At 66.1% G+C, this 2776-nt stretch carries 3 protein-coding genes and 1 pseudogene; 1 reads left to right on the forward strand and 3 read right to left on the reverse strand.

Annotated elements, in window-relative coordinates; translation table 11 throughout:
* Together U9980_RS27345 and U9980_RS27350 are read right to left on the reverse strand one after the other, a co-directional pair.
* A pseudogene (locus U9980_RS27345) lies at positions 1 to 193 on the reverse strand (Hsp70 family protein); the annotation flags it as partial.
* Between the two features lie 441 nt (positions 194 to 634).
* Positions 635 to 1144 carry a MarR family transcriptional regulator gene (locus tag U9980_RS27350; protein WP_322770565.1) on the reverse strand — a complete coding sequence of 170 codons (510 nt, stop codon included), beginning with the start codon at positions 1142 to 1144 and terminating at the stop codon, positions 635 to 637.
* 99 nt (positions 1145 to 1243) lie between these two features.
* Here U9980_RS27350 and U9980_RS27355 point away from each other — a divergent pair, with 99 nt between their 5' ends.
* On the forward strand, positions 1244 to 1939 hold the full coding sequence (locus U9980_RS27355; RefSeq protein ID WP_322770566.1) for an NAD(P)-dependent oxidoreductase: 696 nt from the start codon (positions 1244 to 1246) through the stop codon (positions 1937 to 1939).
* A gap of 192 nt (positions 1940 to 2131) precedes the next feature.
* Here U9980_RS27355 and U9980_RS27360 read toward each other — a convergent pair.
* Positions 2132 to 2776 (reverse strand): TIGR03620 family F420-dependent LLM class oxidoreductase (locus U9980_RS27360; RefSeq protein ID WP_322770567.1); only part of this gene is annotated, 645 nt, incomplete at its 5' end.

A 2776-nucleotide genomic window follows, 5' to 3' on the forward strand; every position in this document is an offset into this window, starting at 1 on the left:
TCGTGTTGCTCTCGATGCTGAGGGAGAGCGGGTTGACGTCGAGCAACAAGGGGTTTTTGACCGCGAGGTTCGTGAAATCGGACTGCAGCGAGGTGCCGATCGCGACGGCCTCATCCGGGTTGAGGCCCTTGTTCGGTTCCTCACCGCCGGCGAGTTCGCGCACCAGGTCGACCACGGCCGGGGTCGTCCGGGAGTCCTCGGCATTGGCGATCACTGTGGGCTCGCCTCCCTCGGCGGTTGCGGTCGGCCCGTTGCGGGCGGGAGCGCCGTCAGGCGGTAGCCGGCCGAGCACGAGTGGATGGTTGACATACATTTTCTGCCCGAAAACTGGCACCTCCTGATGTCTTCCTTCCACTCGTCGCACCGAAGGGAATGCGGATCAAGGAGTGGGGTTGCGGTGGATGCGTTGCGAGGCGCGAGGAGGCCCGGGTAGCGGTGCTCTACGCGGCCCACTCCACTCCTTGATCTACACCCTCTTGCCGGGCGCTCCTAGCCCCGCTGGGCTTGCGCGGGGTGTGGCAACAGGCGCGGTCACGGCAATGAGCCGGCTGCGGGCGGTGCTGCCCAAGCCCAAGTCGGTCAAGCCCACCGCCCGGCGGGATGTCGAGCAGATCGTTCCGGTCAATTTTTCCGCTCAGGTATCCGAGTCCTTCGCGAGCTGGTCCGTGGCAGATTGCCCGGCTTCGGTGCAGCGTCGCAGGAAGTCGACGACGAGGTCGATCTCGTCGTCGCTGTAGTTCTCAAGGATCCTGTCCAGCGAGCGGTTCATACCGTCGTACAGCCGGAAGATGTCGCGCTGCTTGTCGGGCACACCGCGTATGAGCACGGCACGCCGGTCGCTCTCGACCCGGTCGCGCACGATCCAACCGCCCCTCTCGAGGCGGTCGAGAATGCCGGTCATCGTGGCCAGATGCACACCGACGCGCCGTGCAAGAGCGCTCGGGCTGATCGGGCCGTGGCGCGTGATGACGTCGAGACAGTCGAAGTCCACATCCTTGATCTCTATCCGCGAGCCCACCCGGTGATTGAGTACTGCCAGTTCGATCCGCAGCTCGCGCAGGCTCAGCTTGGCCTCGGCGATTCGCCGGCTCCGGGTTCGTCCTCCCTCGCCAGATGCCGATCCGTCAACACCTCGCGCTGTCAAGCCCCCTGACCTCCCCACGTCATGCTATCGTTTTCGTATCATACGAGATTCGTATTACTAGATCGCGACCCGCGCCCGAGGGTCAGGAGGAGCGTAACCATGAGGATCGTCGTCTTCGGGGCCAACGGGTCGACCGGCCGACTGCTGACGGAGCAGGCGCTAGCCGCCCGCCACGACGTCGTAGCGGTGACCAGGCGGCCGGCCGATTTCCCTGTCACGCACGAAGGACTGGACGTCGTGGAGGCCGACGTACATGACGCGCCGGCCGTCGATCGCGCGATCGACGGGGCACATGTCGTGCTGTCGACGCTCGGTGTGCCCTTCACGCGCAAGCCGATCAGCGTCTACAGCGACGGCGTGCGCACCATCGTCGCCGCGATGGCCAAGCACGGGATCAAGCGACTGGTCGTGGTCAGCTCGAGTGCCACCGAGCCGCACTATCATGCTGACGGCGGTTTCCTGCTGAACCGAGTCATGCAGCCGTTGCTCACTGCGACGATTGGCAAGACGACGTACGCGGACATGCGGCTCATGGAGGAACTCGTCCGCGCCAGCGACCTGGAGTGGACGATCATGCGCCCGTCGGGCCTGTTCGATGCTGTCGGGGTGACGAGGTACGAGCTTCACGAGGATCAGGCGCCGGGCGTATTCACCAGCCGCGCCGACCTCGCCGCGAGCTTGCTCGAGCAGGCGGGAAATGCCCGGTTCGTGCGTAAGGCGGTCGCAGTGACAACGCTCGAGGGCGCTCCCACACTGTTCCAGATGCTGCGCCGGGAGGCATTCAAGAGAGGCTGACGTTGGACGGACTGTGCGGCTCGTCCTGGAGACGATGTTCCCGGGAATGTGCAGGAACCGTGCGGGTTCCTGCACATTCCACAGGGATTGTTCGACAGCAGGCACCGTTTGGCCAGGTCGAAGGGTGCCACGAGGTCGAACCCCAGCCCCGTTCCTTGATCCACGCTCGTGTTGTCGGGCGCGCGTACTCGTCTAGTGGATCAGTGCGGCGAGTTCGCCCCATTCCCGACGGGGGAGTGTTGTCGGGTCGGCGGTCAGGACCTGGAGGGCGACGTGGTCCGCGCCGGCATCGAGGTGGTCTTTGACTCTGCGGTGGATGTCGTCGAGGGTGCCCCAGGCGACGAGGGCGTCGATGAGGCGGTCGCTGCCCTGGCCGGCGAGGTCGTCGTCGGTGAAGCCGTGTCGGCGCAGGTTGTTGGCGTAGTTGAGGAGGCGGATGACGCGGCTGACGTTGGCGCGGGCGATGCGGCGGGCGTCGCCGGGGTCGGTGACGAGGACGACTTTCTGTTCGGGGATCAGAAGGGGTCCTTCTCCGAGGTGGCGGCGGGCGAATTCCGTGTGTTCGACGGGAACGGTGTAGGTGTGTGTGCCGCCGGTGAGTTCGGCGGCGAGCCTGAGCATCTTCGGTCCGAGGGCCGCGAGGATGCGGTGCAGACCGGTGACGGGTGGGGCGCCGTAGTAGGGGGCGGCGTCCATGGCCGTGAGGTAGTCGCGGGTGACCTGGAGTGGGCTGGCCATCTGGTGGCCGTGGTGGCCGCGGTGGGCGATGGCGGGGGTGTGGCTGACGCCGATACCGAGCAGGAAACGGTCGGGGAATCCTTCGGTCAGGGTGCGCTG

This window comes from Protofrankia sp. Cr1, assembly GCF_963555865.1.
GTDB lineage: Bacteria > Actinomycetota > Actinomycetes > Frankiales > Frankiaceae > Protofrankia.

What these genes read in the sequence shown, in the direction of transcription:
- U9980_RS27355 (WP_322770566.1), top strand. Translation starts at nt 1,244, where the DNA reads ATGAGGATCGTCGTCTTCGGGGCCAACGGGTCGACCGGCCGACTGCTG.